We start from the raw sequence: 26,714 nt of genomic DNA, 5'->3' as shown, positions 1-26,714 counted from the left end.
GGCGGGCAGTGAGCTAGCGCGGAATGCCGTTCACTTAAGACAATTTTCAGGCGACTAAGAAATCTGTGGCGAGGGGATTTATCCCCGTTCGGCTGCGAAGCAGTCGTAAATCCGACCAACTCAGTCTGTTTGAACGGACGCTGAGGGCCGCTTCGCGGCCCAACGGGGATAAATCCCCTCGCCACAAATGTGGGGCTCCACGCTTAAGTGAGCGGGTCAGCGCGAATTTTGCTCCCGGGCCGCACGGGCAAACTCGATGAAGGCCTTGAGTGTCGCGGGCACATGGCGCCGGCTCGGGTAATAGAGGTGCAGTCCCGGGTAGTAGGGGCACCAGTCGCCCAGCACCTGGATCAGGCTGCCGTCGGCCACCTGTGCCTTGACCATGTCTTCGAAGATGTAGGCGATGCCGACGCCTTGCAGGGCCGGGCCGACCATCAGGCTCACATCGCCCAGGGTCAGGGGGCCGTCGACTTCGATTTCCTGGGCGATACCGCCACGTTCGAACTCCCAGCGATACAGCGAACCGCTCGGAAAACGATGGCGGATGCACGGCAGGCCGTGAATGTCTTCGGGTTTCTGCGGAACCGGGTGCCGGGCAAAGAACGCCGGCGAGCCCACCACCACCGAGCGCATGTAGGCGCCGATCGGCAAGGACACCATGTCGGCCTCCAGGCGCGCGCCGAAACGCACGCCGGCATCGAAACCGGCGGAGACCACATCGACCAGGCCATCATCGGCCACGATCTCCAGCTTCACATCCGGATAGACCTCCAGGAACCGGCCGGCCAGCGGCAGCAGCACCAATTCCGCGGCCTGGCGACCGGCCGTGATGCGCAGGCTGCCGGAGGGTTTGTCGCGGAAGTGGTTGAGGTCTTCCAGGGCATCGTCGATATCCCGGAAGGCCGGTTTCAATCGTGCGCAGAGTCGCTCGCCAGCCTCGGTCAGCCCGACGCTGCGGGTGGTGCGGTTGAACAGCCTGACGCCGAGCCGGTTCTCCAGGGTGCGCACCGCATGGCTGAGTGCTGAAGGCGTCACGCCCAGCTCGACCGCTGCCCGGCTGAAGTTCAGGTGACTGGCCACGCACAGGAAGATCGAGAGATCCGCCGCTGAAGGTGCTTTCATATGTGAATGCCTTTCACAAAGTCATGCAAAATTATTGGGATTATCACATCAGTAGTGGAGTTTTAAAGTTGCGTCAACTCATCAAGAAGGCCCGGCAATCACGCTCGGGTCGCTGACAGGAGGAGTTGATATGCGTACTTGGCTCATTACTGGTGCTTCTCGTGGTTTTGGCACTCTGATCGCAGAACATGCTCTGCGTGCTGGCGACGCGGTGATTGCCACGGCCCGTAAACCCGAAGAAATCACGGCCAAACTGGGGGATCATCCAAACCTGCTGGCCGTGCGTCTGGACGTGACCCGCGAAGAAGAAGCGCATCAGGCCGTGGCAGAAGGCATCAAGCGTTTCGGTCGGATCGACGTGCTGATCAACAATGCCGGTTTCGGTGTGTTGGGTGCAGTAGAGGAAACCAGCGCCAGCGAGACCGAGCGCCTGTTCGCCACCAACGTCTTCGGCGTGCTCAACGTGACCCGCGCGGTACTGCCGCACATGCGTCGCCAGCGCTCCGGACATGTGATCAACATTTCCTCCATCGGCGGCTACCAGGCCTACATGGGCTGGGGGGTCTACGGTTCGACCAAGTTTGCGGTCGAAGGCATCACCGAGGCGCTGCATCAGGAACTGGCGCCGCTGGGCATCCACGCCACGGTGGTGGAACCGGGCTTCTTCCGCACCGACTTCCTTGACGAGCAGTCACTGGTGAAGACCGCGCTGGAGTTGCCGGATTACGACGAAACGGTCGGTGCCATGCGCAAGCATGCCGAGGCCGCCAACCATGCCCAACCCGGTGATCCGGTGAAATTTGCCGAGGCCATGCTGGCGCTGGTCAATGCGTCGAACCCGCCGCAACGTCTGGCACTGGGCAGCGACACCATTGCGCGGATCGAAGCGAAAAACCGCTTCGTCGCCCAGGAACTGGCCGAGTGGAATGAGCTGGCGCTGTCGACGGATTTCAAGGACTAAATCCTGGTACGCCAAACCTGTGGGAGCGAGCCTGCTCGCGAAAGCGGTACATCAGACGACAACAATGTTGCCTGACACACCGCCTTCGCGAGCAGGCTCGCTCCCACAAGGGCCGGAGTGTTTCCGGAATTTCTCTCCGGATCAGCGGCATTCCAGGCAGAAGTAGGGCATGACGTCGGAGCTGGCATCGTAGCCGTTGCTGCCGTCGGCGTAATGATTCTGCAGCAGTCGGTCGGAGCCGCCTTCCGCCACCCGAGTCCCGCGCATCGAGTTGTACCCGCCCGCTGCAACGCTGTTTTGTTTCAGGCGTTCGGAACCGTCCGCCGCCAGTTGACGCTCCCTCAAGCGATCGGCGCCGCCCTCGGCAAGCTGGCGTTCCTTCAGGCGATCAGCGCCGCCTTCGGCGAGTTGGCGTTCCCTCAGGCGATCGGCACCGCCCTCGGCGAGTTGGCGTTCCCTCAGGCGATCAGCGCCGCCTTCGGCGAGTTGGCGTTCCTTCAGGCGATCAGCGCCGCCCTCGGCAAGCTGGCGTTCCTTCAGGCGATCGGCACCGCCTTCGGCGACCTGGTTCTGTTTGAGTTGCCGTTCTCTCAGACGGTCAGCACCCCCTTCTGCAACCTGATTGCCCTTGAGACGATCCGCACCGTCCGCGGCCAGTTGCCTTTCCTTGATGCGGTCAGCGCCGCCTTCGGCAGCGTTGTGCGCGGCGGTGCTGGCACCGGCTGTTCCGGTACCGGACTCGGCGGCGTGAAGGTTTGTCGCGATCAATCCAAGGGTCGAAAACAGGGCAATCCCTAATGCATAACGAGGGGTGTTCATCATGTTCACCTTTTGGGTCAGGGGGGTTATTCAAGCAATAACCTGGCAGGCATGAATGCAGGCCGTTTCAGCCCGGACATTCGATGCGTGCATCTTAATTGGCCCAGAAATCACGTCACTTATGCATAGGTTGTGCGGCTGGATATCTTGGTATGAACGCTTCATACGCAGGTATGGGTCGAGTGGAGGGCAGGAGGCTGCCGACCCGTTTTTTTTGCGCAGGGCAATGAGTCGGCAGCAGTAGCAAAGCGACCCGTTCAAGGCACCGGGATGACCGGTGGCTTGCCTTGGTCTTTCAACAGAAATACGACGAATTTGGCGGGTTTGTCCTGACTCGCGTTGCGGCCCACGGTGTGGATGTCGTTGGGGCCTTCGTGAAAACTTTGTCCGGGCATCAGCGTGACTTCCTTGCCACCCTTGACCCCCATGACGATGGAGCCTTCAAGCACATAGATGAAACCATGGGCGTCGTGCCGGTGAACCGGGTCGGCACCGCCTGGCGGGTACTCGACGGTGAGAATCAACATTTCCTTGCCGGGGTAATCGGGAAGTGCCGTAACCGACACCTCCTTGACGTCCGGGTGTGGCGCGTCGGCCGCCAGGGCCGGCGTGGAGGCGCTGAACGACAGGGCTAGCAGGGTGAAGATAAAGGGAGTTCGCATGGGACGCTCCTGATGAAGTGAGAGAGCGGGGCGAGTCGCACGCCCCTGTTCGTCAGCGCTAGGCGCTGGTGCTCTTGAGCCATTGATCGAAGTGAATCTTGCCGAGGATGGGGTTGGCGCCAGGCGTCAGCGACTGGTCGTTGATGATCGCGCCGTAGTACCCGGCCTTATCGTCGGTAATCACGTCGCGCTGATCCTGGGTGTGCTGCAGGTAGGTTTTGGCGAACGAGACCAGGGGCTGCTTGTCGGGGCCGGCCACTTCCTCGGTCTTGCCGGTGGGGGCGGCCACGGCAATCGTGGCCAGTGCCGCCGCGACATCGGCCGAGGCAATCGGCTGCAGGGCGGCCGAAGTCAGGCGAATGGTGCCGTCTGCTTGAGCACCGGATTGCGCAATGGCGCCGAGGAATTCGAAAAACTGCGTGGCGCGCAGGATCGTAAAGGGCACCCCGGATTCTTTGATCAATTCCTCCTGGGCCATTTTGGCGCGGAAGTAACCGCTTTCGAGCATCCGCTCCGTACCGACCACCGAGAGCGCAACGTGGTGCTTGACCCCCGCGGTCTTCTCGGCAGCGGCGAGGTTGCGCCCGGACTTTTCAAAGAACTCGAGTACGGCGGCGTCTTCGAACGAGGGTGAGTTGGCGACATCGACCACCACCTCGGCGCCTTGCAACGCTGCCTGCAATCCTTCCCCGGACACCGCGTTGACACCGGTACTCGGTGTGGCGGGCACGACATCATGTCCACTTTCGCGCAGGATTTTGCAGAGTTGTGTTCCGATCAGGCCTGTACCGCCGATGACGACAATTTTCATGATTGTGCCTCCGTCTGTTGGTGGGCGGTGGCAGGTGTTCATGCCACACACTGGGTGAGTCGATGCGCCTTGCCGTTGAGACGCATTGATAGGCTAGTCTAGGCGGGCAACGGCTGCGCGCTCGTTGGCGGGATGGACGGCAGACTTGGTTGGCATGCGCCTGAAGTGCTTCGGGAAAGCGGCCAAGTCATGATCAAATGGCGGCCATTTTTTGCGATGGGCAATGCCTGATCTGGAGCGGTAAATGAACCAAGCGGCCGTGATGACCTTCATCCTGAGTCTCTGTACAGGCCTGTTCGCCGCGCAAGCGACCGCGCAGGGGGATGCCGAGGCGGGTGGGAAACTGTTCAAGCGGGTGTGTGGCGGCTGCCATCAGGTCGGGGAGGGCGCGCGCGCATTCTTCGGTCCGCAACTCAATGATGTGTTCGGACGCGTGGCGGGCAGCACCGCGGACTATCAGTATTCTGATGCCATGAAGTCATCAGGCATTGTCTGGACGCGGGACAAACTCGCGGCGTACATCGAGGATCCGAAGGCCGTGGTATCGGGCACGCGGATGATTTTCTGGGGGATCAGCGATCAGGAGAAGATCGATGATTTGCTGGCTTATCTGGAAACATTTCAGGCTCTGTGATCAGGGTGAGTCAGGGCCAGGATCGTTCACAGTGATGCCGCCTTCGCGAGCAGGCTCGCTCCCACAAGGGATATGCGATCTTCTGTGGGAGCGAGCCTGCTCGCGAAAGCGATAGTGGCTCTGCCAAAAATCCTGGATCAGATAAAAAACTAACGGCGCAATTTCGCGCAGTGATCCTGCTCCGGTTGCGCCGCGGTATACCACACATAGTCCGCGCTTTCGGCCGTCACCGTCTTGCCCACCTCAGCCAATACAAGCACCGCATTACCCTGGTCTGCACCAAGGTCTTTCAGGTGCAACGGCACCCCCAGATCCTTGCGCACATGGAACGCCCCGGCCAACAACACCGCAGGGGTCGGTGCCGCCATCAGTCGCTCGGCCATGCGTCGGTCACGCTGCTGCTGCACGGCCAGCATCGCCGGCATTTGCGCCTCAGGCAGCAAGCCGCAGTGGGACTCGCGAATGTCCTCGAGCAGGGTCGCCTGCACTTGCCGGGTGGTGGACGCCTCGCCACTGAGGGTCGGGCGCTGTTTGTAGATCTGCTTGATCTGCGCCCGGTCCAGGTTGGCCGACAGCAGCGGGTAGGGTTGGCGCAGCGCATAGGTGACCAGTGCGCCGTACACGCTCCAATCCCAATTGGCTTGCCAGGACAGTGCCTGGTAAGGATCGGCCGGCGGTTGACCGGCTCGGGTGGCGGCCTGCGCCGCATCGACTTTGGCCTGCTGGTCGGGGTTGAGCATTTCCATCAGCAGGCTGCCTTGCGCACGTTGCTGCGCCAGTTCGCGCAGCAGCCACAGTTGCAGGGCATGGTGATCGGGGTTGTCGTGTTGTTCACCGACCAGTACCCGTGGCGCGACGGCCAGACGCTCGACCAATTCTTGCGGCGTCAGGGTGCGTCCGGTGGCGAGTTCGCGGATAACGCCGAGATCGGCATGATCCCGACCTTGCGGGGCGATTGGTGCCGGAGGTGGCGTGACGTGATGGGTTTGGCAGGCCACCAGCAGGCTGAACAGGCATAACAGCAGAATGCGCATCGGTTTTCCTTGTTAGACGTTGGCCCCCTCGCTCGCCACGGCGGGAGGGGGCGGGTATCAGCGCGCGATAATCAACGGGTGGCCACGTTCCGGATGCTGGTGAATCAGCACCTGCAACCCGTACACCGCTTCCAGCGCTTCGGCGGTCAGGACCTCGTCCGGCGTGCCGTAGGCGTGGGGGCGACCGTCCTGTAACAGCAGCAGGTGATCGCAATAACGCGCGGCAAGGTTGAGGTCGTGCAGGATCACCAGCACTGCCGCACCGCGCCCGGCGAAATCGCGCACCGCTTGCAGAATGGTGTGCTGGTGCAATGGATCGAGCATCGAGGTCGGTTCGTCGAGCAGCAGGGTCTGGCCCTCGGCGCCCGGCCACAGCTGAGCGAGTACCCGCGCCAGGTGTACGCGTTGGCGTTCGCCACCGGACAAGGCCAGATAACTGCGCCCGGCCAGGTGCAAGGCGTCGGCGGCACCCAGCGCCTGGGCAACGATTTCGGCATCGCGCACACGACCGCTGGCATGGGGCAAGCGGCCCATGCCCACCACTTCATTGACCGAAAAGGCGAAGTTCAGGCTCGAACTCTGGGGCAATACCGCCAGGCGTTTGGCCCGCTCCTGGCCGGGCCAATCGGCTAGCTTGCGCTCGTCGAGGCGGACCGTGCCTTCGCTGGCCGGCAGCTCATCGCACAAGGCGGCGAGCAGGGTACTTTTACCCGCGCCATTGGGGCCCAGCACGCCGAGGACTTCCCCCGGTCGCAATTCGATATCGATGTCCGCCAGCACGGTGCGACTGCCGCGCCGGACCAGCAAGTTGTCAGCGCGCAGCATCAGGAGCGCCCCCGTACCAGCAGATAAAGGAAGAAGGGTGCACCGATGAGCGCGGTGACGATACCGATCGGCAATTCGGCCGGCGCCAACAGCAGGCGGGCGACCAGGTCAGCCAGCAGTAACAGGCTGGCACCGGCGAGCAAGGAGGCCGGCAACAACACCCGATGATCCGGACCGACCAGCAGCCGCATCAGGTGTGGCACCACCAGACCGATAAACCCGATCAGGCCCGCTGCCGCCACGGCGGCACCCACACCCAGCGCCGTGCACAACACCAGTTCCAGCTTGATCCGCTCGACATTGAACCCCAGGTGCCGCGCTTCGGATTCACCCAGCAGCATCGCATTGAGCGCCGCCGCGCGACGCGGCAACCACAGTGCCACGCCGATTGCCACAATCAACAACGGCCACAGGCGCGGGTAGCTGGCGCCGTTGAGGCTGCCCAGGTTCCAGAAGGTCAGGGTGCGCAAGGTGGCGTCATCGGCCAGGTAGGTGAACAGACCGACGCCGGCACCGGCCATGGCCGTCATCGCCACGCCTGCCAAAAGCATAGTGGCGACGTTGGTCTGGCCATTGCTGCGGCCGAAGCGATACACCACCGCCGTGACGATCAGGCCACCGGCAAAAGCGCAAACCGACAGCAGATAGGGTTCGATGGCCGGCGACAAGCCGCCGACCAGGCTGCCGCCGACAATGGCGATGGCAGCCCCCAGCGCCGCGCCACCGGACACCCCGACCAGCCCCGGATCCGCCAGAGGGTTGCGAAACAATCCCTGCATGGCTACGCCGGACAGGGCGAGCACCGAACCGACCGCAATGCCGAGCAGACTGCGCGGCATGCGGATCTGGCCGAGGATCAACTCCGCCTGCTGTGTGTCGCCACCGTCAACCGGCAGCCCGAGCAGACGCAGCCCGGCGAGCAAGGTATCGCCCAGCGGCAGGCTGACCGGCCCGAGGGCCAGGGACAGCCAGAACACCAGCACCAACAACAGACCCAACGTGACCAGCATCGGCCGTGGCCGAACGATAGCCGTCATTGGCGGATCTCGGCAGATTGCCCAGCGATCGGCGCCGATGGGTAAAACGCTTTCGACAGTGTGGCCAACGCATCCGGCACCCGTGGACCAAGACCGCCGACCAGCAGCGTCGGGTCGATCACCTGCACTCGTCCTTCGCGACCGGCACGAGTCTGCGCGAGGATCGGATTCTGTTCGAGCAGAGCAGCGCGCGCGGCGTCCCCTTCAAGACGGCCACCGGCGAAAATGATCACCTGTGGGTCCAGGGCCAGCATCGCCTCGTTGGACACCGGTTTGTAGCCGTTGTGCTCGGTGAGGTTTTGCCCGCCAGCCTGAGTGATCATCCAGGCCGCCAGCGTGTCCTTGCCGGCTGCCTGCAGGTTGCCACCGGAATGACTGAGCAGCATCAATACCCGAGGGGCGGGGTTTTGCTGCTGCACGTGTTTGACCCAGGCGGCCTGACGCTCCAGGCGCTGCTGATAACCGGCCATCAGCGACTGTGCTTCGGTCGGCTTGCCGAGCAGTTGCCCGAGTTCGGTCAGGTTGTGTTGCAACGAAAGGACATCGGCCTTGGCCGACAGCAACTCGATGCGCACGCCGGCGGCCTTGAGTTGCGCCAATACCGGCGGCGGACCCATTTCGGCGCTGCCCACCAGAATGTCCGGCTTCAGTGCCAGAATGCCTTCGGCCGCCAGCGCTCGCTGGTAGCCGATGCCCGGCAGGCTGTGCAGTGAGCGCGGGTACTGGCTGGTGCTGTCGACACCCACCAGTTTGCTCTCGCCTCCGAGGGCGACCACCCATTCGCTGAACGCGCCACCGGCACTGACCCAGCGCTGGGGCAGCGCATCGGCCACCGCCATCTGGCTCAGGAGCACGCCGGCACAGGCCAGCAGTGATTTGATTCGCATCGCAAGACTTCCTTAGTCGATCAGGACGGTGGCGGTTTCAGCCAGGGCACGCCAGTCGTCACGCTCCGGGATGCCTGGCTTGCGCACGCCGAACAGCTGGATGACCAGTTCACCGTCGGCATCGAAACCTTCGAAGCTGGTGATGATGCCATCGACGCTCGGCTTACGCACACGCCATAGTTCGGTGACGCCGGTGGTCTTGAGGTGCAGGTTGAATGCCGGGTCGAGCACGTTGAACCAGCTGTCCATCCAGCGCAGGTTGCTCACCGGGCCGGAATGAATCTGGATGCAGTGCTTGTTGCCGACGAACACCATGATCGGCACTTCGCCTTTGCCTGCGGCTTCGATGACGTTGGTCAGCTCGACAGTGGCCAAAGGTTCGGCCCACTCGTGACCGGCCAGGCGAGGGGCCTGGGTGCGGGCCACGTCGTTGCGCTTGAGCAGGGCGAAAAAGTCGTGGGTGTCCTTGAGCTGCGACCACTCGCTGCGCAGGGCTTCGACGTCCACTTCGGCATCGGCGCGCGGGGCCTTGGCTGCTGGCAGCGGTTGCAGGTTCAGTTCGGCGTTTTGTTCCTCGGCACGGAAACGCTCGACCAGTGGCGCCCAGGCGGCTTCTTCACTGGTGGCGGTGAGGAACACCTTGTGCACGGCCACGCCCTGGCGGTCGAACACCTGGATGCTGCGCTGCGGTCCACGGGCGGTGGCTTCGTCGATGGCGAACACACTGGCCCAGCCGCTGAGGAACAGGCGCAGATCGATGTCCGGCGACAACACCATGCCCATCTGACCGCTGCCCATCACTGTCACTTCGGCGTACACACCCTTGCGCTCGTGCACGCAGTGCTCGTTGCGGGTCAGCGCCATGATGTAGCCCAGCTCGCCGAGTGCCGGCAGCAGTGCCGCCCACTCCGGACGCAGGCGCACGGCGTCGGTGCCCAGGCGGCTGGCGGTCAGCTCGGCCTCGCTGACACCCAGTTTGGCGGCGGCATCGCGGGCGCGCAGACCCGATTGCTCGGCACGCAGCTGTTGCCAGTTCTGGTACAGCGCCGGGGTCGCGGACAGGGCATTGGATTGAGCGGTCATGTGAACTCCTTCAGGGTCATCGGTTCGCCGTGAGGGCGAATTCTATTGGTATTTCCACGCGGCTGGGCACGGCCCGGCCATCGACAATTTCAGGGCGAAAACGCCAGTTGCTCACCGCTTCCAGCGCGGCCTGGTCGAGGCTGTCCACACCCGAGGAGCGGCTCAGCACTCGCTTGAGCTGCTGACCGCGTTCATCGAGGTGCACCTCGACCCGCACGATGCCTTGCTGGTTGCGCCGTCGGGCCACGTTCGGATAGCGCGGTGCCGGCGGCGGGGTGACGAAACTGGGCCGCAGGCTGACCACGGGCGTGAGCGGGGGGGCCGGGGTGATCCTGGCTGGCGGCAGGGTGACGGCGGTTTTGGCAGGTGTGGCTGCAGGCGCTGGTTGCGTAGCGGCTTGCGCGGTCGGAAACGGCGCGCCGGCAGGTTGAACCGGGCGTGGTTCGACGCGTTGGGGGGACGGCGGCTTTGGCGTCGACGGGGGCTGTGGCTTCGCTGGCGGTGACGCTTTGGCGATTGCCGACCAGGTATTGAGCGGCAAGGGTTTGACGGGCGCGGGGTCTACTTTCGCGGGCAAATAAGCTTTGGGCAGCGTCACCGGCTGGCGCACCGGTTCAGGCGGGGTAGCGGGGGCCGCAATGGGCTTGGCCACCGGTTCAAGACTGACCAATTGAATGGCCATCGGCGGCTGCCAGGCCAGCGGTTCGGGTTCGGCCCGAAGCTCGCACAATAGCCAGCCCACGCTCACATGCAGCGCGATCGACAGCAGCAGATATCCCCAAAAGTGCTTCATGCACGGTCGTTCTATTTTTATAAGGAATGCATATGATAATAATTTGCATTTACGTGTCAAGCTCGTTTATCTTCGCTCCCCGCTGCCAAGCAAGCGTTTGGTTCAAGACCTTCCCAGAAAGGTCTCAAACGCTACGTACCTAACAAAATCAAACACATGCCGGACAGCCTCAGCCACTGGCAAAGGCCCGCGCCAAAGCCTTGCAACGCATCACGGCTGTCTGATCATCAGGAGTAAGTGAGATGTCGATCCGCCCGCCGTTCGCCAAGCGTCCCTGGCTGTCCTTGCTGCTGCTTTCGCCATCGTTGGCCCTGGCTGCAGAGTCCGTTACCCAGTTCGATACCGTCAGCGTGACCGCCACCCGTACCGAGCAAACCTTGCTGCAGGTACCGAGCACTGTGTCGGTTCACAACGAACGGGAAATCGACCAGCACAACGACAAGGATCTCAAGGACCTGGTGCGCTATGAGCCGGGCGTTTCGGTGGAAGGCACCGGTAGCCGGTTCGGCACGACGGGGGCGACCATCCGCGGCATCAACGGCAACCGTGTACTGACTCAGGTCGATGGCGTGCGTATGCCGCAAAGCAATTTTTTCAGTCCGTTCCAGGACGTGCGCAGCAACTACGTCGACCTCGACACCATCAAGCAGGTGGAAATCATCCGCGGCCCGGCGTCTTCGCTGTACGGCAGCGACGCCATCGGCGGTGCGGTCAGCTATCTGACCAAGGATGCCGGCGATTACCTGGAGGAGGGCGACGACACTTATGCCCGCTTCAAGACTGGCTATGACGGCAGCGATGACAGCTGGCAGCGCAGCGCCACCTTCGCCGCTCGCGAAGGCTCGGTCGATGGCCTGTTGCACCTGGGGCGTCGCGATGGCCAGTCCACCGACACGTACGGCGGTACAGGCGGCGTCGGTCCTTCCCGAGAGGAAGCCAATCCGCTCGACTACACCACCAAGAACCTGCTGGCCAAACTGGGTTGGGACTATGCCGATGGCGACCGCCTGCAGTTCACCTTCGAGCGCTACCAGGACGATGCCAACAGCAACCTGCTGAGCGATGTGGTCACCCGCGCCACCCTGACCAGCCCGGCGACTCTCGGCTCCTCGTCCGAAGACAGCATCGACCGCACCCGCTACAGCCTGGCGCACACCCTGAGCCTGGACAGCCTGATGGCCGACACGCTGCAATGGCAGCTGAACTATCAGGAAAGCGACAACAACCAGAAGACTTTCCAGCAGCGCCAGACCACTTCGCGTGTCAACCGTGTGCGTACCCGGGATTCGCAATACGATGAGCGCCTGTGGAGCCTGAACACGCAGCTCGATAAAGAATTCGCCATCGCCGATACCCAACACCACCTGATCTACGGTGCCGAGGTCAAACGCATTGAGGCCAGCAACCTGCGCAAGGGCAGTGAAGTGCGCCTGGACACCGGCGCGACCGTGCCGGCCACCGAGAACTTCCCGGTCAGCGACTTCCCGGACCCGACCAGCGATTCCCTGGGCCTGTTCGTGCAGGACAGCATCGAAATCGGCCGCTGGACCCTGCTGCCCGGCGTACGCTACGACTACTACCGCCAGACACCGCATGTCACCGATGAGTACCTCAACGGCCTGCCAGCGGAAACCGATCCGTCGCGCATCACCGACGACCACATCTCGCCGAAATTCGGTGTGACCTATCAGCTGACCGAGCACGAAAGCCTGTACGGCCAATACGCCGCCGGTTTCCGCGCGCCAAGCGCGATCAACATGTTCGGCGAATTCAGCAACCCGCAATTCGGCTACCAGCAGATCGGCAACCCTGACCTCAAGCCTGAAACCAGCAACAGCTTCGAAGTCGGCCTGCGCGGTCGCTATGACCTGGGCAGCTTCGGCATCGCGCTGTTCTACAACAAGTACAAGGACTTCATCGACACCGATACCGTGCCCGACCCGAACGGCACCGGTCTGCTGACCTTCCAGCCACGCAACATCGGCAAGGTCACCATCCGTGGCGCCGAAGCCAAGGGCGACATCAAGCTCGACGCTTTCATGCCAGCCGGCACCCGTGCCCTGGGTTCGATCGCCTATGCCCGTGGCAAGGATGAAGAAACCGGCCAGGCGCTGAACACGGTCGACCCGCTCAAGGCAGTGCTGGGCCTGGGCTACGATGCACCGAGCGGCGTGTATGGCGGCCAGTTGACCTGGACTGTGGTGCAGGCCAAGGACCGCGTCGACCACACCGGCGATGCCGACCTGCTGATCAACCGTCAGTTCGAAACCCCGGGCTATGGCGTGGTCGACCTCAATGCCTGGTGGCAGGTGACCGAGCAAGTCTCGATCAATGCCGGGCTGTTCAACCTGACCGATAAAAAATACTGGAACTGGGGCGACGTCCAGGGCCGCGATCAAGATGCCGCCGGCCTCGGCCGCCTGACCCAGCCAGGGCGCTATACCGCGGTGAACCTGATCTGGGAAATCTGATCGGTCAGTGCAGCTCTCACCTGCATCAGGGGAGAGCTGCACCGACCTCTGTGGGAGCGGGCTTGCTCGCGAAAGCGCAATGTCAGTCACTATTGTGCTGTCTGACACTCTGCCTTCGCGAGCAAGCCCGCTCCCACATTGGCGCTGTGTTCACCCGTTGATTTGCGTCAACGCCCTCGAAACCCCCGCACCATAGAACGGATCGGCCATCGTGCAATGCGCGATGTGTCGTTGCTGCACTTCCTGGGTCACGCCACTGAGCGAGCGCGCCGTGTTTTCGAACAGCGCCTGCTTCTGCGATTGCGTCATCAGGCGGAAGAGGTTGCCCGGCTGTTCAAAGTGGTCTTCATCCACGCGATGATCCCAATGCCCGGCAGCGCCCGAGATTTTCAGGGGCGGCTCACGGAAATCCGGCTGGTCGGCCCAGGCGCCGTCGCTGTTGGGCACATACGCCAATTGCCCGCCATGGTTACCGTCCACACGCATGGCGCCGTCACGGTGGAAGCTGTGCACCGGGCAGCGCGCGGCGTTGACCGGAATCTGGTGATGATTGACCCCCAGGCGATAACGCGCGGCATCGCCGTAGGCAAACAGGCGCGCCTGCAACATGCGGTCCGGTGAAAAACCGATACCAGGCACCACGTTCGACGGGGAAAACGCCGCTTGCTCGACTTCGGCGAATACGTTTTGCGGGTTGCGGTTGAGTTCGAAGTAACCCACTTCGATCAGCGGGTAATCTTTATGCGGCCAGACCTTGGTCAGGTCGAACGGGTTGACGTCATGGTCGTGGGCCTGCTCTTCGGTCATGACCTGGATGTAGAAGGTCCAGCGCGGGAAGTTGCCCGCTTCAATGCTGTCGAACAGGTCCCGCTGATGGCTTTCCCGGTCGCGGCCAATCAGGCTCTGCGACTGCTCGTCGCTGAGGTTCTCGATGCCCTGTTGCGACTTGAAGGTGAACTTGACCCAGTGCCGCTCGTTGTTGGCATTGATCAGGCTGAAGGTATGGCTGCCAAAGCCGTGCATGTGCCGGTAACTGCGCGGAATGCCGCGCTGGCTCATGACGATGGTCACCTGATGCAGGGCTTCGGGCAGTGACGTCCAGAAATCCCAGTTGCTTTGCGCGTTGCGCATGCCGGTGCGCGGATCGCGCTTGACCGCGTGGTTGAGGTCAGGGAAACGCAGCGGATCGCGGAAAAAAAACACCGGGGTGTTGTTGCCCACCAGGTCCCAGTTGCCTTGTTCGGTATAGAACTTCAGGGCAAAACCACGAATGTCGCGCTCGGCATCGGCCGCGCCGCGTTCGCCGGCCACGGTCGAAAAACGGGTGAAGATCGGCGTTTGCTTGCCCACTTCCGAGAACAGGCGGGCCTTGGTGTAGCGCGTCACATCGTGAGTCACGGTGAAAGTGCCGTAGGCGCCGGAACCTTTGGCGTGCATGCGCCGCTCGGGAATGACTTCGCGGTCGAAGTGGGCGAGTTTTTCCAGGAGCCAGACATCCTGCAGCAGGGCGGGGCCGCGCGGGCCTGCCGTCTGGATGTTGAAGTTGTCGACGACCGGTGCACCATTGATCGAAGTCAGTTTGTTTTTTGGCATGGCACGGTTTCTCTAGTTGAGGTTTTTAGTTGCGCAGAAAGAGTGAAAGTCCTGAACTAATCAGTGCTTGATAAACAATATTATTAATTCAATGGCCGTGGCGCATCTCTGCGAAAGGTAAATGTGTGCATGCCTCAGTTTGAAGCGGCCAAACCAAAGTATTAAAGAATAATTGATTGAATGGTCAGCATTAAATCCGGCGTTTCAGTATCGCTTCAATACAGGCCAGCAGTGCATGGGAGTTGAACGGCTTGGCGAAATAGCCTTCTGGTTTTCGCACCTTGTCGCTGAATTTCGGCGGCAGCCCGGACTTTCCAGTGATGAACAGCGTGGGGATATGGGTGTTTCTTGCTGCCAGCGCTTCGTACATTGTGACCCCGCACATGCCGGGCATCTGGATATCCGAAATCAGGCAATCGGTCTGTTCCGGACCGCTGGATTGAAGAAACGCATAGGCACTGTTGTAGGTTTTTACTGTGTAACCGTAAGAACGCAATAAGCTGTCCAGTGAGATAAGAATGAATTCGTCATCATCAACAACTGAAATAATAGGTGCGTTAAGCATGTAAAAACCTTGCGTCATTGCGAGTGGCGCTAAGTGGCGCCCGCCATACTTGCAAGATACGCGCTCCAAAAAAGCGGAATAGTATACTTGGGTATGTGTAGTCGTTTTTCGCGTTAATTACCACGGCTGCTCATCGGCCAGGTTGTCCTCGAGCAGCGTGAGGAAATGTGCGTTGTGTCGCATGCATTCTTCAAAGAAACGTTTGCTGGCGTTGTCCTTGTTGGCGAGGGCACTTTCGCGGTAATCACGCAGCAAGGCGTCGGCGGCCCGCAGTCGACGTGTCCCGTGATGAATGCCCGACAGGCAATCGGCAAAACACTGTGGCTCGCGAGTGTCTTTGAGGTGATAAAACGCCGCGGTGTCGGCGTAGCCACCCAGGTCGGTGATGCTCATGACGAGGAAATCGGCATAGTCGGCATTGGCGCGCACCAGGCGTTGAAACAGCTGTTGCACTGGCAGGAAACTGACGTTCTGCAGCTTCTGTTGGCCGCGCTTGAGCTGCGAATGGAGGGACAAGGCGGTGCCCAGTGTATCGGTCAATGCATCGATGATCTCCACGCGCTCGGCGGTGGACAAGGACGTGTGCGCGCCATAACGACTGATGCGCAGTGGATGACTGACGATGTACAGCGTTTGTAATGCGTTCATGACAAGCGTCCCCCAGGCCAGCGCATCGGCGCGATGCATTGATTCATTCAATGTGACCAGCGTAAAGGGAGGCGTGCCCGATAACACTCCTACCTCGAGACGCCGGCCTAGCACATGGGGACAGGCCCGTCATACCCGGGTATGAGTGGTTAGCACTGAGGTAGGAGTGCCCGGCGTGAATGGGCGACTTACAGTGCGGGGTCGATTCGATACGCTGGATCGCCAGCCGTTGCATCGGTCCTGGCGCGGCTTTTCTCCCATCAACGCTACTCTGTTTACTGACGGCGATCGCACGCGGATTTCTGTTTGTACAAAGGGCATCTGCATCAAAGGTTGTGGAGAAATCATTCATGTTCACGTTCCTGCAGGCTCATCCGTTGATCTGCGGTGTCATTCTGATCCTCATCGACCTGGCGGCCTGGCAGTTGATCGGTGCCTCGCGGCACAACCTGCGCCTGAGTGTGCGCATTGGCATCTTCGTGGCATTCAGCTGGGTCATGACCGCCGCCGGCATCAGCCCGCTGCAACCGCCCCTGTGGCCGGATGACCCGGTCCTTAACCTGATGGGCACGGTGCTGGGCATCGGCTGGTGGATGTTCGCGGCCAGAACCGTGGCCATCATCCTCGGCTACGGCCTGACGTCCCGTGCCGGACACAGCGCGCGCCTGCTCTACGACCTGATGGGGGCGGTGATTTTCCTGATCGCCATTGTCGGCGCCGCGGCGTATGTCCTGCAGTTGCCGGTCAAGGGCTTGCTGGCGACGTCCGGGGCGATGGCGATTGTTGTCGGCCTGGCCCTGCAAAGCACCTTGAGCGATGTGTTTTCCGGGATCGTGCTCAACACCACCAAGCCTTACCAACTCGATGACCGGATATCCATCGATGGCACCTCGGGCAAGGTGGTCGAGATCGATTGGCGCACGACCCACCTGCTGACCGACATGGGCGGCATCGCGGTGGTACCCAATTCGGTGGCGGCGAAAGCGCGGATCATCAATTTCAGTCGTCCCGGCGATGTCAACGGCATCAGTGTGACCATTGCCGTGCCCAGCAGCGTGCGTCCGCGCCGGGCCATCGATGCCTTGGAAAAAACCTTGCGTGGGACCCGGGCGCTGTTGCCGTCGCGCTCGGCCAAGGTCTCGGTCAAAAGCTCCCACCTGGAATACACCGAGTACGAACTCAAGGGCTTTATCGCGTCGGCCAGGAACAAGAACGAAGTGTGCAACCTGATGTTCGACCTCGCCCATCGACACCTCGAAGCCGCGGGTGTCATTTGGGGTTATGGCCAGGAGGAACAGCACTGGAATCGTCCACGCCGGCTGCTGGAAGACGTCCGGATCTTCCGCTCGCTGAGCAACGATGAACGCGACAGCCTGGCTGACGAAATGACCCCGGTGGACTATCAGGCCGACCAGGTGATCCTGGCATTCGGCGAGGTTGCCGATTGCCTGATGATCATCAGCACCGGGGTGGTATCCGTATCGATTCACGACGGCGAAAAACTCCTCGAAGCCGGACGCATGGGGCCGGGAGAAGTCATGGGCGAGGAGGGGATACTGGCCGATAAACCGTCCCGGGGTGAGTTCCGCAGCATCACCAGCGGCCGGCTGTTCCGCATCGAAAAAGCCATGTTCGACAACCAGCTGGAACACCTCGGCGAACTGAAAGCCGCCTTGAGCAACCTGCAGGACCAGCGCCAGGAAATCCGCGAGACCGTGGTCATGCAAAAGCCTGTCGAAATCAAGAAAAGCGGTTTGTTGCAGTGGTTGTTGCAGCGTAGGTAATGCCTTTCACCGGACCCCTGTGGGAAGTGAGCCTGTCTGTGGGAGCGAGCCTGCTCGCGAAGAAGTCACCTCGGTTTTGTGTGGTGTGGCGGATGACGCTTTCGCGAGCAGGCTCGCTCCCACAGGTAAGCTCCATCGCCACAGGTCATCATCTTTTTCGGTCAGGCACCCGCCGGGTACTGCGATTGCAACAGCGGGCTCCATTGATCCTGATTGTCCGGGCGCCGGTAATACACCACCATTCGCCGGGCGACCTGCATCGCCATGTCACGACCGCAATCGGCCTCGACCAGCGCCAGCGCCAGATCGATCCCGGCACTGATACCCGCCGAGGTCCACACCGACTGCTGCTGCACGAAAATCGCCTCGCGATCGAGTTCAACCTGAGGGAACAATTGCTCGAACACATCGGCCATCACCCAGTGGGTCGCCACGCGCAAGCCATCGAGCAAACCGGCCTGGGCCAGCAAGAAGGTGCCGCTGCACACCGACGCCATACGTCTGGCCGTGGCGGGGGCAACGCTAAGCCAGTCCACCAGTGCCAGGTTGTCGGCCATGGCCTGAAGAATCTGCGGGGAGCCGGGGACAATCACTGAATCGATCGGACTATCGGCAAATTCGCTCAGGCACCGGGTCTGCACCACCAGGCCCTCGGCAGTCGGGACCGGTCCGCCTTCGATGCTGGCCGTGTGCAGGGCATAACCTGGCAAACCGTGTTCGACCAGGCCCCGGTTTGCGGCATAGAAGACAGTCTGGGCCCCGCTCAAGTCCAGCAGGCCCATTTGCGGGTAGGCCACGAACACGACGGTGCGCGGGGCCGCCTGCTCAATGCTGATGGGTTCAAGGCTGTTGCTCATTTCATTGATGGACACTGCTGGGTCTCCAAGTCGCCGCATGGCGTCGTCAGGGGGGGAGTGAGGGTTATTCATCGTGTGCCAGGGTGGTCAGCGGAATCGCGAACAGGAACTGCGTGCCGACCCCCACCGTGCTGCTGACCCAGATGCGACCGCCATGGAATTCAATGATCGAACGGCAGATCGAGAGTCCCATGCCCAGGCCATTGTGCTTGGTGGTGAAGAACGGATCGAACAGCGACGCCAGGATGTCTTCGGCAATACCGGTGCCGGCATCGGCGACTTCGAGCACGGCCTCGTTGTCTTGCACCGAGGTGAGGATCCGCAGCGTTCGCGGCCGGTCATGCACATTGGCCATGGCCTGGCAGGCATTGATGATCAGGTTGATGATCACTTGCTGCAGCTGAACCCGGTCGCCTCTGACCAGAGCCCCCGAAGCGCCCAAGTGCAAGTGCGGGCGCACCTGGTGGTTGGAGGTGTCATGCTGCATGAGGGTCAATGAGTCACTGACGATGTCATCGAACACTTCGGTCTTGCGCTGCACATCGCTCTGGCGCGATAGCGCCCTGATGCAGGCGATGACTTCGGAGGCCCGGCAAGAGTTCTGGATGATCCGGTCCAGTGAGCGACGTGCTTCTTCGAGGTTCGGTTCCGCACGATTGATCCAGCGCTTGCAGGATTCACCGCTGGTGATCACCGCCGCCAGCGGTTGATTGATTTCATGGGCAATGGACGCGGCCAGTTCGCCCATGGAGGTCACCCGCGTGACGTGCGCCAGTTTTGCCTGAGAGTGAAACAACGCTTCTTCCGACTGCCTGGAGGCGGTCACGTCCATCAAGGCGCCGACATACTCAATGCGCCCGTGCGGGTTGAACAACGGATTGGCAATCATCTGTACATGCTTGATTCGTCCGTCCGGCATCACCAGCCGATGTTCCACTTCGATGAGGTTTTCCCGAAGTGCGGCCTTTTCGAAAACACTTTCGACAATCGGCCAGTCATCGGGATGGGTGCGTGCCCTGATCAGGGCCAGGGTCGGTGTGACGTCCAGCGGATATTCGAAGATGCGCGCGGACTCTTCCGACCACGACACGCTGTGATCATCGACGATGAGACCGATGCTGCCGGTATGGCTGAGTTTTTGTGCCCCCAGAAAAAACGCCTCTTTGCGCCGCAGGTTGTCGCTCGCCCGTTTGCTCCTCAGCGCCAGCAGGGTGATGGTGGTCAGCGCGATCAGGCAGCGCACGAATCCGGCGATCAGCTTCTGGTCACGATAGCCTTCCTCGACAATAAAACTGACGGTCAGGAAGCCTATGCAACTGACCGCGACGGTGATGAACATGGGAACGGAAAAGATGTTCGCCGACATGAACACCAGGGTGATGTAGAGCAGCGTCGGTGCGACGTCCATGTTGAGCAACGAGTTGGTGATAAAGATCATGCTGCCGACGGCAATGGCGGCCAGCCAGGCCATTGCGTCTGAAATAAAAAGTTTCTTGCAACGTTTGATGATAGACATTTGTTTTTCCGGATTCGCTATCGAACGGCAACTCGCTCGGCACGGGTGATGCCGGGCAAACTCTTTGTGAGGGCGTTTGTTTTTGTTGTGCTACAGAACGACTGAAATTGGCTGTTCATTCCTTTTGCAGAGCCAATGGATGACCGGGATTTGTGCTTGATCGGACGTGAGAAAAAACGCCCGCCAAAAAAACGAGTGGCGGGCGTTTGGGAAATGTCCCGGTCCAGCAAGGAGTGGGCTGGTCGGGATACGGGTGTTGACGTCACATCACCTGGCAAGGCCAGGCAGGGCAATGGCCGGGTGGCGCCGCAGACGATTGAGCGTCAGCAAGCGCATCACATAGCCGAGTTTGATGGCGGTCGGGCCGAGAATCGTCATGGCGTGCGCCACCACCACGCTGGGCAACGACAGGTACTGATCCAGGCCATAGGCCAGGACGGCGCCGACAACCAAGGCGACCAGCCCGCCGATCAGCAGGGCGTGGGACAACTTCAATACCCGAGATGGATGCTCGAAAAAATCATACATATCGATTACCTGCGTTAGCGTCTTGAAGCGTCCTGACGGGTCGCTGCGATAGGGGGTCGCCGGACCAATGGCCCGACAACCCCTGCCGATCAATGACCGTCAGGCCACCGGAATCAGCGGGTCGGCCGCGGCCAGCGCTGCAGCACGATCAGCCGCCGGTGGATAGATCCACACGCTGTTGATCTGGGTCTTGAGTTCCTTGGCTTCGTGCTTGACCAGTTTGACCTGGCGATCCCAACCCTCGGTGAACACCGCGCCCCAGGCGCCCAGGTCCAGGCAAGTGACATACTTGGGCTGGCTATAGGCGATCGGTTCCACGCCCAGCAGCTCGGCGGCGACGTTGTTGCCGGCATGGCGGCCCAGGCAAATCGCATGCTGGCAGGACATGGCGGCGAAGTTGCCCAGCTCATCGGTCGCGGCATACGCCACGTCGCCGGTGGCGTACACATCGGCGTGACCGCGCACTTTCAGGTTCTGGTCGACATGCAAGCGGCCCTGGCGATCACGGGTGCCTTGCACTTGCTCAGTCAAGGGGCTTGCGCGGAAACCGACGGTCCAGATCACGGTGCTGGACTCGATGCGCTGGCCACTGGCGAGGGTGACACCACCGGCATCGATCGAGGCGACGCTGGTGCCGACAATCCACTCGATGCCCAGATGCTCCGAGGCTTCGATGATCGATGGACGAATGCCATCGCCCAGGGTCGCGGCGATTTGTGGGGCGAGGTCGACCACAATCACGCGGATGTCGGCGTTGTCACCCAGCACGGCACGCAGGCGCGCCGGCATTTCGGTGGCGGTTTCAATACCTGTGAAACCACCGCCGGCCACCACCACGGTGTTGCGGGCCGCACTGGTCGGTACGTCCTTGAGCGCATGGATGTGGGCTTCCAGGCGCGTGGCGGATTCGATGGTATCGACATCGAAGGCGTGGTCGAGCCCCTCGACCGGTGGGCGCATCAGGTGACTGCCGGCGGCCAGCACCAGGCGGTCGTAGCTCAGCTGGCCTTGTTCGCCAGTCACCTTGGTGTAGCCGACCTGCTTGTTTTTCTCGTCGATCACTTCAGCCGAACCCTGGACGAATTTCACGCCCACGGCGTCGAACAGGTCGTTCAGCGGCGCCTTCATGTTGTGCACATTGGGCTCGTAGAAACGCGGACGGATGCGCAGCTCGGCTTGAGGAGCCAAAACGGTGATCTCGACGTCATTGCGATCATGCTTGTCCAGCAGGCGGGCGGCGCTCAATGCGCTCCAGACCCCACCGAACCCTGCACCGATAATCAAAATCTGCTGTTTCATTGTTTAGCTCCTGAAGAACAATCGAGGGCGTGAAAAAAGTATTGCGAAGTCAGCGCGAACACCATGACCAGTTGTGGCGATGTGACTAAACAACGCCAATAGAGAGGGGTCGGCTTGATCTGAAACAAATGTTATTCGAGGGTCTTGTTTCTGACACTGCTACATAGGGTCAGACGAAGTATGACTAAGTATTATCGGGGTATACCAAGGTATTAGTGGCGTCCGATTGGCCGGCGTTAGTTGTGTCGCTCGAGTGCGGTTTCGATACTGGCGAGCAACTTGTCGGTCGCAAAGGGCTTGGGGAGAAAGGCGATCGGTTCTCGGGTGCCGATGCCCGGCGGGCGCTGTGCGTCAGGGTTTCCGGTGATGAAAATCACCGGGATGTGAATGCCCATCGCCGCCAGTTCTTCATACATTCTGATGCCGTCCATTTCCGGCATTTGTATATCGGAGATCAAACAGGATGTCACATCAGGTCCATCGGAAAACAGGAACTCGTGGGCTCCTGCATAGGTTCTTACTGTATATCCGCTGGATCGCAATAAACTGTCCAGCGCCATTCGAACGGATTCGTCGTTATCGACGACGGCAATCATTGCCTTATTGCACATAGTTGTGTCCTGCCTGGTAGCGGAGAGCACTTAGAGGCTGTCCGCCATCATTGCAAGATACGCCGTCCTGAAAGGACGCACAGTATACGTGGGTATAGTCACCGCATTGCCGGTTGCGCCGAGATCACCTCGGCCATGCGCACCAGATCGGCAAATGAACGCGCGCCCATTTTGCGCATGGCCTGGCCGCGATGGATCTTCACGGTGATCTCGCTCAGGCCGATTTCCCCGGCAATCTGTTTGTTCATCAGGCCGGAGGCCGCCAACGCCATCACCGTTTGCTCCCGTGCGGTCAGGGTCTGGTGTCGCGCACGCAACTCATCGGCATGCCGCTCGGATTCGCGGCGCTGTTTGTCCCGGGCATGGGCGGCGCACACCGCGTCGATCAGGTCCTGTTCGCGAAAGGGCTTGGTCAGGAAATCCACCGCGCCGGCTTTCATCGCCCGCACCGTCATGGCGATGTCGCCGTGCCCGGTGATGAACACGATGGGCACGTTGATGCCGGCGGCGGCCAGTTCGTTTTGAAAGTCCAGGCCGCTGCTGCCTTGCAGCCGCACATCCAATACCAGGCAACTGGCTGTATCCGGGCGTTTGTACTTCATGAACTCGGCGACCGAGCCGAATAGCTCGACCCGCAGGCCGATGGAGCGCAACAGACTGCCGAGGGATTCTCGCAGCGGCGCATCGTCGTCAACGACGAAAACCATGGATTCGCTCAGGTTGTTTTTATTCATGGGATGTTGTTCGTTCATTGCTTGTACCCAAGGGGTTGGACGTGCAACCGCCCTGCGCTGTGTTCCTTGCGAAGGGCGCTACATTAAGTGCATGCGCGGCTTACGGCATTCATACCTGCGGGTAGTGGTTCAATACCTTGGCTTGCCGGCGCCATACCTTTGTATTAAATGGCCGCTGCGTAACCCGGGTCATTGACGACCCGTATCGGCAGGGCAAACAAAAATGCGCTGCCCTGACCGTTGGCATTGGTGGCCCAGATCCGTCCTTCATGGAATTCGATGATCGAGCGGCAAATGGAAAGCCCCATGCCCAGGCCGTTTTCCTTGGTGGTGAAAAACGGCATAAACAATTGCGGCAAGACGTCGGGGGGGATGCCTGGTCCGTGATCGGCCACTTCCAGCACCGCCTCGTTGTCCTTCACCCAGGTGCGCACGCTCAGGGATCGCTCGCCAGGGTCGACCGCGTCCATGGCCTGGCACGCATTGATGATCAGATTGATGATCACCTGTTGCAGTTGCACACGGTCGGCATTGACCTGGCCACCGAAAGCGGTCAGTTCGATGATCGGATTGATCTTGTGATGAGCCAGTTCATAGCGGACCAGGCTCAGGGTCTCGCCGACAATGTCGTTGAGCGATTCGTTCTGGCGCAGCGGGTCGCACTTGCGCGACAACGCCCTGACGCGGCGTGTGATCTCGCTGGCCCGATTGGAACTGGCGATGATCCGGTCCAGTGACTGGCGTGCTTCAACCAGATCGGGCTCCGGGCGGCTCAGCCAGTTGCGACAGGCTTCGCCGCTGCTGGTGATCGCCGCCAGCGGTTGATTGACTTCATGGGCGATGGACGCCGCCAGTTCGCCCAGGGAGGTCACGCGGGAAACATGGGCCAATTGGGTCTGCGCCCGGCACAACGCTTCCTCGGCCTGTTTGCTGGCGGTCACGTCTCGCAAGGCACCAAGATAATCAATGTAGCCGGGGGGGGTGTGGAGCGGGGTGGCGGTCATGTGCACATGCTTGATGCGTCCATCAGGCATCAACAAGCGGTGTTTGATCTCGATCAGGCCCTCACGGCGCGCAGCCTTATCGAATCCCGCTTTCACCAGGTTGACATCGGCAGGATGGGTGCGCGCCAGAATCATCGACACCGTCGGCATGACGCCCACCGGATACTCGTAGATCCGCGCCGACTGGTCCGACCAGGAGAATTGCTCGCGTCCACTGCGAAAGCCCAGGCAGCCGGTCTGGCTCAGTTGTTGCGAGCCGGAGAAGTAGACGACCTTATGATTCAGGCCATCGCAGACTTTTTTGCAGCGTAGCGCCAGCAACGTGACCGCCGCCAGAGCGCTCAGGTCGCGGAAAAAATCCGCCGTCGATTCCCAGCGCTCAAATCCGCCGTGGTAGAGGAAGACCGTCGTCAGCACCAGCATGCCGAACAGGGCGACCACGATCACCGCGCTGATCGAAAACAGATTGATCGCCATCAACAGCACCGCAATGCACAGCGCCGCGGTGGGGAGATCGGTGCGGGTTTCGGTGTTGATGATGATCCCGCAGACCACGATCAGACCCATCAGACAGGCCAGAATGTTTTCAAAGGGTTTGAGGCTGATAGGGATCAAGGGGCGAGTCGTCCTTTGGCCTGGGTTTGGCAGCATCTTGCTGAAAGCTCCCTTCAATGCGCACGGCAATATTGAGTGCGCACGGCGTGCGTCAGCAGGCTTGTCTGATTTCGAATCGATCATGCACGCCTCGTCTTTTCATTCGGGCCTGGCAGAGAATCGCATCGCTATCCTAGGAGTAGCGGTTCTCATTTGGTTAGGACAAAAAACCCGGAATTCCTGCCAGTGCCGCGAGTCGGGCAATGGCCTTTCGGTTTATGTAAGTGATTTATTGCATTGAGTTTTTTCGACTGTCGTCATACCCAGGTATCAATGTGCGCACCTAACGCATGATCTGTATGACCCCATGTACAACAGACGTTTTCCAGCGCCGGCCATAACCTGTTCACACACTGTCGAACTCAATGGCTTCGTGCCGGGTGGCGAACCTCATGAACAGAAATGACCTGCGTCGTGCCGACATCAACCTGCTGGTGGTTTTCGAGACGATGATGCATGAGCGAAATGTCAGCCGGGTCGGCGAAAAGCTGTTCCTGGGGCAACCCACCATCAGCGGTGCCCTGGGCCGTTTGCGCGTGCTCTTCGATGACCCGCTGTTCATTCGTTCCGGACGGGTGATGGAGCCCACCGCGCGGGCCGAGGAAATTTTCGCCAACCTGGCGCCGGCACTGGACGGTATCGCCGCCGCATTGAGCCGTTGCCAATCGTTCGACCCGCGCACCAGCGAGGCGACGTTTCATGTCGGGCTGTCCGACGATGTCGAATATGCGCTGCTGCCACGGTTGTTGCGGCAGCTACGGGTCGAGGCGCCGAACATCACCTTGATCGTGCGTCGGGTCGATCAGCAGCAGATGTCGCAGCGCTTGATGAATGGCGACATTTCCGTGGGCATCAGTCACACCCTCGACCTGCCGGCCAATGCGCGCCGTAAAGGCTTGCGGCCGATCCGGCCGATGCTGTTGCGGGCCGATGCCCGACCCGGCCCGCTGGGGTTGGAGGAATTTTGCCGACGCCCCCATGCCGTGGTGTCGTCCATGGGTAATGCCACGGATGACACGGATCACGCCCTGAGCGTGTTGGGCCGCCAGCGCAAAGTCGTACTGACCGTACCGCAATTCAGTGCGTTGCCGGTGTTGCTGACGCAAAGCGATATGCTGGCCATCGTTCCGGATTACGTGGCCAAGGCGATGACGTCGGTGGCGGGAATGAGGGCCGAGCCGGCGCCTCTGCAACTGCCGATACAGGAGCTTTCCATGGTCTGGCGTGCAGCGGCGCACAACGACCCCGGCCAGCGCTGGTTGCGCTCGCGCTGCTGCGCGTTTCTCTGTGAGCCGGTCGAATTGCAGGTGGTGCCCAAGTCCCGACCGGCCTTGCACCACGATCAGGCCTTGCTGGCGGCCAGGTAAGGGCCGAGGCGCTTGCCCATTTCCTCGCCCAGGGCCTGCAAGCCACTCATGGGCCGGATCATGACTTCGAAATCGACGATTTTCCCCTGCTCGTTGAAGCGGATCATGTCGATGCCCTTGAGCTGTTTTTCGCCGAGCCTGGCGCTGAATTCAAGGATCACATTCAAGCCGTCGGCGGTCGCCAGTTCACGGTGGTAGGCAAAGTCTTCGAACACCTTGGAGACCGTGTTGAGGATCATCGACACCACCGGCGCCCCCGGATACGGTGTATGCGCCATCGGCGAGCGGAACACCGCTTGCGGGTCGAGCAAATCCGGCAGGGCCTTCAGGTCACCGTTGCGGATCATCGCGTGCCACAGGCTCAAGGACTCTGCGGCTTTGGGATGCAGTTGCAGTTCAGACATATTCAACTCCT

At 61.0% G+C, this 26,714-nt stretch carries 26 protein-coding genes; 5 read left to right on the top strand and 21 right to left on the bottom strand.

Going from position 1 to position 26,714, the window contains the following annotated elements:
* Positions 1 to 216: 216 nt before the first annotated feature.
* A complete protein-coding gene (locus tag CKW21_RS03615) occupies positions 217 to 1,122 on the bottom strand; it encodes a LysR family transcriptional regulator (RefSeq protein WP_095192652.1) in 906 nt (301 codons plus the stop codon).
* 130 nt (positions 1,123 to 1,252) lie between these two features.
* On the opposite strand from CKW21_RS03615, the gene CKW21_RS03610 reads away from it, so the two are divergent.
* The gene (locus tag CKW21_RS03610) at positions 1,253 to 2,083 is read left to right on the top strand and encodes an oxidoreductase (RefSeq protein ID WP_095192651.1); all 831 of its coding nucleotides are present in this window, start codon (positions 1,253 to 1,255) and stop codon (positions 2,081 to 2,083) included.
* A gap of 141 nt (positions 2,084 to 2,224) precedes the next feature.
* On the opposite strand, the gene CKW21_RS32170 is transcribed toward CKW21_RS03610, so the two are convergent.
* The 3 genes from CKW21_RS32170 to CKW21_RS03595 all read right to left on the bottom strand — a co-directional run bounded on the left by CKW21_RS32170 (position 2,225) and on the right by CKW21_RS03595 (position 4,375).
* Complete coding sequence (locus tag CKW21_RS32170; RefSeq protein WP_371917501.1) at positions 2,225 to 2,902, bottom strand: phage infection protein; 678 nt, start codon at positions 2,900 to 2,902, stop codon at positions 2,225 to 2,227.
* Between the two features lie 257 nt (positions 2,903 to 3,159).
* Positions 3,160 to 3,564: a cupin domain-containing protein gene (locus CKW21_RS03600; protein WP_095192650.1), complete on the bottom strand. Its 405-nt coding sequence runs from the start codon at positions 3,562 to 3,564 to the stop codon at positions 3,160 to 3,162.
* 58 nt (positions 3,565 to 3,622) lie between these two features.
* On the bottom strand, positions 3,623 to 4,375 hold the full coding sequence (locus CKW21_RS03595) for an SDR family oxidoreductase (protein WP_095192649.1): 753 nt from the start codon (positions 4,373 to 4,375) through the stop codon (positions 3,623 to 3,625).
* Between the two features lie 244 nt (positions 4,376 to 4,619).
* Between CKW21_RS03595 and CKW21_RS03590 the strand changes: the two genes are divergently transcribed.
* Complete coding sequence (locus CKW21_RS03590) at positions 4,620 to 5,009, top strand: cytochrome c family protein (protein WP_095192648.1); 390 nt, start codon at positions 4,620 to 4,622, stop codon at positions 5,007 to 5,009.
* 149 nt (positions 5,010 to 5,158) lie between these two features.
* On the opposite strand, the gene CKW21_RS03585 is transcribed toward CKW21_RS03590, so the two are convergent.
* From CKW21_RS03585 to CKW21_RS03560, 6 genes are read right to left on the bottom strand one after another with little or no spacing between them, the layout of a single operon-like run.
* Entirely contained in the window at positions 5,159 to 6,043 is an 885-nt protein-coding gene (locus CKW21_RS03585; protein ID WP_095192647.1) for a ChaN family lipoprotein, read from the bottom strand.
* A 57-nt stretch (positions 6,044 to 6,100) separates the two neighbouring features.
* Positions 6,101 to 6,868 carry a heme ABC transporter ATP-binding protein gene (locus CKW21_RS03580; RefSeq protein WP_095192646.1) on the bottom strand — a complete coding sequence of 256 codons (768 nt, stop codon included), beginning with the start codon at positions 6,866 to 6,868 and terminating at the stop codon, positions 6,101 to 6,103.
* The gene (locus tag CKW21_RS03575) at positions 6,868 to 7,851 is read right to left on the bottom strand and encodes an iron ABC transporter permease (RefSeq protein WP_170948628.1); all 984 of its coding nucleotides are present in this window, start codon (positions 7,849 to 7,851) and stop codon (positions 6,868 to 6,870) included. Before CKW21_RS03575 ends, CKW21_RS03580 begins: the two co-directional genes overlap by 1 nt.
* Positions 7,852 to 7,901: 50 nt before the next feature.
* Complete coding sequence (locus tag CKW21_RS03570) at positions 7,902 to 8,792, bottom strand: hemin ABC transporter substrate-binding protein (RefSeq protein WP_095192644.1); 891 nt, start codon at positions 8,790 to 8,792, stop codon at positions 7,902 to 7,904.
* Between the two features lie 12 nt (positions 8,793 to 8,804).
* Entirely contained in the window at positions 8,805 to 9,875 is a 1,071-nt protein-coding gene (locus CKW21_RS03565) for a hemin-degrading factor (RefSeq protein WP_095192643.1), read from the bottom strand.
* A gap of 16 nt (positions 9,876 to 9,891) precedes the next feature.
* Positions 9,892 to 10,668 carry an energy transducer TonB gene (locus tag CKW21_RS03560; protein WP_095192642.1) on the bottom strand — a complete coding sequence of 259 codons (777 nt, stop codon included), beginning with the start codon at positions 10,666 to 10,668 and terminating at the stop codon, positions 9,892 to 9,894.
* A gap of 242 nt (positions 10,669 to 10,910) precedes the next feature.
* On the opposite strand from CKW21_RS03560, the gene CKW21_RS03555 reads away from it, so the two are divergent.
* Positions 10,911 to 13,139 (top strand): TonB-dependent hemoglobin/transferrin/lactoferrin family receptor, encoded by a 2,229-nt coding sequence (locus CKW21_RS03555; protein ID WP_095192641.1) that lies wholly within the window; start codon positions 10,911 to 10,913, stop codon positions 13,137 to 13,139.
* Between the two features lie 150 nt (positions 13,140 to 13,289).
* Here the strand turns inward: CKW21_RS03555 and CKW21_RS03550 are convergent, their stop codons facing one another.
* The 3 genes from CKW21_RS03550 to CKW21_RS03540 all read right to left on the bottom strand — a co-directional run bounded on the left by CKW21_RS03550 (position 13,290) and on the right by CKW21_RS03540 (position 15,945).
* A complete protein-coding gene (locus tag CKW21_RS03550) occupies positions 13,290 to 14,732 on the bottom strand; it encodes a catalase (protein ID WP_095192640.1) in 1,443 nt (480 codons plus the stop codon).
* A gap of 190 nt (positions 14,733 to 14,922) precedes the next feature.
* Positions 14,923 to 15,297: a response regulator transcription factor gene (locus tag CKW21_RS03545; RefSeq protein ID WP_095192883.1), complete on the bottom strand. Its 375-nt coding sequence runs from the start codon at positions 15,295 to 15,297 to the stop codon at positions 14,923 to 14,925.
* A 117-nt stretch (positions 15,298 to 15,414) separates the two neighbouring features.
* Positions 15,415 to 15,945 carry a hypothetical protein gene (locus CKW21_RS03540; protein WP_095192882.1) on the bottom strand — a complete coding sequence of 177 codons (531 nt, stop codon included), beginning with the start codon at positions 15,943 to 15,945 and terminating at the stop codon, positions 15,415 to 15,417.
* A 350-nt stretch (positions 15,946 to 16,295) separates the two neighbouring features.
* Here CKW21_RS03540 and CKW21_RS03535 point away from each other — a divergent pair, with 350 nt between their 5' ends.
* Positions 16,296 to 17,729: a mechanosensitive ion channel family protein gene (locus CKW21_RS03535; RefSeq protein WP_095192639.1), complete on the top strand. Its 1,434-nt coding sequence runs from the start codon at positions 16,296 to 16,298 to the stop codon at positions 17,727 to 17,729.
* A 161-nt stretch (positions 17,730 to 17,890) separates the two neighbouring features.
* On the opposite strand, the gene CKW21_RS03530 is transcribed toward CKW21_RS03535, so the two are convergent.
* The 7 genes from CKW21_RS03530 to CKW21_RS03500 form a co-directional block, all read right to left on the bottom strand.
* Entirely contained in the window at positions 17,891 to 18,601 is a 711-nt protein-coding gene (locus CKW21_RS03530) for an AraC family transcriptional regulator (protein WP_256590108.1), read from the bottom strand.
* A 49-nt stretch (positions 18,602 to 18,650) separates the two neighbouring features.
* A complete protein-coding gene (locus CKW21_RS03525) occupies positions 18,651 to 20,102 on the bottom strand; it encodes a sensor histidine kinase (RefSeq protein WP_095192638.1) in 1,452 nt (483 codons plus the stop codon).
* A 267-nt stretch (positions 20,103 to 20,369) separates the two neighbouring features.
* Entirely contained in the window at positions 20,370 to 20,630 is a 261-nt protein-coding gene (locus CKW21_RS03520; RefSeq protein ID WP_095192637.1) for a transmembrane sensor/regulator PpyR, read from the bottom strand.
* A 99-nt stretch (positions 20,631 to 20,729) separates the two neighbouring features.
* Positions 20,730 to 21,929, bottom strand: coding sequence for an NAD(P)/FAD-dependent oxidoreductase (locus CKW21_RS03515; protein WP_095192636.1), 1,200 nt, complete (start codon positions 21,927 to 21,929; stop codon positions 20,730 to 20,732).
* A 236-nt stretch (positions 21,930 to 22,165) separates the two neighbouring features.
* Positions 22,166 to 22,540, bottom strand: coding sequence for a response regulator (locus tag CKW21_RS03510; RefSeq protein WP_095192635.1), 375 nt, complete (start codon positions 22,538 to 22,540; stop codon positions 22,166 to 22,168).
* A 98-nt stretch (positions 22,541 to 22,638) separates the two neighbouring features.
* Positions 22,639 to 23,274, bottom strand: a complete 636-nt coding sequence (locus CKW21_RS03505) for a response regulator transcription factor (protein ID WP_256590105.1) — start codon at positions 23,272 to 23,274, stop codon at positions 22,639 to 22,641.
* 164 nt (positions 23,275 to 23,438) lie between these two features.
* Positions 23,439 to 24,893, bottom strand: coding sequence for an ATP-binding protein (locus tag CKW21_RS03500; protein WP_371917500.1), 1,455 nt, complete (start codon positions 24,891 to 24,893; stop codon positions 23,439 to 23,441).
* A 431-nt stretch (positions 24,894 to 25,324) separates the two neighbouring features.
* Here CKW21_RS03500 and CKW21_RS03495 point away from each other — a divergent pair, with 431 nt between their 5' ends.
* Positions 25,325 to 26,299: a LysR family transcriptional regulator gene (locus CKW21_RS03495; RefSeq protein ID WP_095192632.1), complete on the top strand. Its 975-nt coding sequence runs from the start codon at positions 25,325 to 25,327 to the stop codon at positions 26,297 to 26,299.
* Here CKW21_RS03495 and CKW21_RS03490 read toward each other — a convergent pair.
* Entirely contained in the window at positions 26,275 to 26,703 is a 429-nt protein-coding gene (locus CKW21_RS03490) for a nuclear transport factor 2 family protein (RefSeq protein ID WP_095192631.1), read from the bottom strand. The genes CKW21_RS03495 and CKW21_RS03490 overlap by 25 nt on opposite strands.
* Positions 26,704 to 26,714: the final 11 nt, after the last annotated feature.

It is taken from the genome of Pseudomonas sp. Irchel 3A7 (genome assembly GCF_900187565.1).
GTDB lineage: Bacteria > Pseudomonadota > Gammaproteobacteria > Pseudomonadales > Pseudomonadaceae > Aquipseudomonas.
This window is presented reverse-complemented; position numbering and strand designations above follow the sequence as displayed.

Coding starts and splice junctions, on each gene's coding strand:
- CKW21_RS03615 (WP_095192652.1), bottom strand. CDS start 1,122: ATGAAAGCACCTTCAGCGGCGGATCTCTCGATCTTCCTGTGCGTGGCC.
- CKW21_RS03610 (WP_095192651.1), top strand. CDS start 1,253: ATGCGTACTTGGCTCATTACTGGTGCTTCTCGTGGTTTTGGCACTCTG.
- CKW21_RS32170 (WP_371917501.1), bottom strand. CDS start 2,902: ATGAACACCCCTCGTTATGCATTAGGGATTGCCCTGTTTTCGACCCTT.
- CKW21_RS03600 (WP_095192650.1), bottom strand. CDS start 3,564: ATGCGAACTCCCTTTATCTTCACCCTGCTAGCCCTGTCGTTCAGCGCC.
- CKW21_RS03595 (WP_095192649.1), bottom strand. CDS start 4,375: ATGAAAATTGTCGTCATCGGCGGTACAGGCCTGATCGGAACACAACTC.
- CKW21_RS03590 (WP_095192648.1), top strand. CDS start 4,620: ATGAACCAAGCGGCCGTGATGACCTTCATCCTGAGTCTCTGTACAGGC.
- CKW21_RS03585 (WP_095192647.1), bottom strand. CDS start 6,043: ATGCGCATTCTGCTGTTATGCCTGTTCAGCCTGCTGGTGGCCTGCCAA.
- CKW21_RS03580 (WP_095192646.1), bottom strand. CDS start 6,868: ATGCTGCGCGCTGACAACTTGCTGGTCCGGCGCGGCAGTCGCACCGTG.
- CKW21_RS03570 (WP_095192644.1), bottom strand. CDS start 8,792: ATGCGAATCAAATCACTGCTGGCCTGTGCCGGCGTGCTCCTGAGCCAG.
- CKW21_RS03565 (WP_095192643.1), bottom strand. CDS start 9,875: ATGACCGCTCAATCCAATGCCCTGTCCGCGACCCCGGCGCTGTACCAG.
- CKW21_RS03560 (WP_095192642.1), bottom strand. CDS start 10,668: ATGAAGCACTTTTGGGGATATCTGCTGCTGTCGATCGCGCTGCATGTG.
- CKW21_RS03555 (WP_095192641.1), top strand. CDS start 10,911: ATGTCGATCCGCCCGCCGTTCGCCAAGCGTCCCTGGCTGTCCTTGCTG.
- CKW21_RS03550 (WP_095192640.1), bottom strand. CDS start 14,732: ATGCCAAAAAACAAACTGACTTCGATCAATGGTGCACCGGTCGTCGAC.
- CKW21_RS03545 (WP_095192883.1), bottom strand. CDS start 15,297: ATGCTTAACGCACCTATTATTTCAGTTGTTGATGATGACGAATTCATT.
- CKW21_RS03540 (WP_095192882.1), bottom strand. CDS start 15,945: ATGAACGCATTACAAACGCTGTACATCGTCAGTCATCCACTGCGCATC.
- CKW21_RS03535 (WP_095192639.1), top strand. CDS start 16,296: ATGTTCACGTTCCTGCAGGCTCATCCGTTGATCTGCGGTGTCATTCTG.
- CKW21_RS03525 (WP_095192638.1), bottom strand. CDS start 20,102: ATGTCTATCATCAAACGTTGCAAGAAACTTTTTATTTCAGACGCAATG.
- CKW21_RS03520 (WP_095192637.1), bottom strand. CDS start 20,630: ATGTATGATTTTTTCGAGCATCCATCTCGGGTATTGAAGTTGTCCCAC.
- CKW21_RS03515 (WP_095192636.1), bottom strand. CDS start 21,929: ATGAAACAGCAGATTTTGATTATCGGTGCAGGGTTCGGTGGGGTCTGG.
- CKW21_RS03510 (WP_095192635.1), bottom strand. CDS start 22,540: ATGTGCAATAAGGCAATGATTGCCGTCGTCGATAACGACGAATCCGTT.
- CKW21_RS03505 (WP_256590105.1), bottom strand. CDS start 23,274: ATGAATAAAAACAACCTGAGCGAATCCATGGTTTTCGTCGTTGACGAC.
- CKW21_RS03495 (WP_095192632.1), top strand. CDS start 25,325: ATGAACAGAAATGACCTGCGTCGTGCCGACATCAACCTGCTGGTGGTT.
- CKW21_RS03490 (WP_095192631.1), bottom strand. CDS start 26,703: ATGTCTGAACTGCAACTGCATCCCAAAGCCGCAGAGTCCTTGAGCCTG.